The organism is Pseudoalteromonas sp. P1-9 (assembly GCF_001399975.1).
GTDB lineage: Bacteria > Pseudomonadota > Gammaproteobacteria > Enterobacterales > Alteromonadaceae > Pseudoalteromonas.
Genome location: NZ_LKBD01000127.1, coordinates 1 through 590 on the forward strand (window position 1 = coordinate 1; position 590 = coordinate 590).

Genomic DNA, 590 nt, shown 5'->3' on the forward strand with positions numbered 1-590 from the left:
AAATTCCAAATTCCAAATTCCAAATTCCAAATTCCAAATTCCAAATTCCAAATTCCAAATTCCAAATTCCAAATTCCAAATTCCAAAAAGCGAAATGTTATCTGGTGCTAAGTCAACTTATTTAACTTATTGATATTCACATTAAGTGATTAATTGCATATGCATTATTTGAATTTAAACACGCAAAATTCTCTATTCTAACCCTTATCAAAAATGCGTGGAGTTACATTCACAGCGCGTACATTGTTACAAAATTACGTTAAGAAATAATCGAACGCCCCAACCACCAAACACTTATTGCTCTTCTTTATCTAAGCAAGTTAGCTCGTACACGTGTGTATCACGAGCGTCAAAAATGAATAACGAATTTGATTCTAGCCGTTACTTTGGTGGTTTTGTATGAAATTTAGCAGTTGTGATTGCATTTTGAGCGGTTGAACACTTTTTTATAGAAAGTGCTTTACAGTAAGATAAAGCTTCACTAATATTGCGCCTACTTAAGTGGAGGGGTTCCCGAGCGGCCAAAGGGATCAGACTGTAAATCTGACGGCATTGCCTTCGATGGTTCGAATCCGTCCCCCTCCACCACT

The 590-nt window shown here is 36.6% G+C and carries 1 tRNA gene; it reads left to right on the forward strand.

From position 1 onward, the window contains the following. The first annotated feature begins 503 nt into the window (after window positions 1-503). Window positions 504-588 (forward strand) — tRNA-Tyr (locus tag AN214_RS21850). The last annotated feature ends 2 nt before the right edge of the window (window positions 589-590 follow it).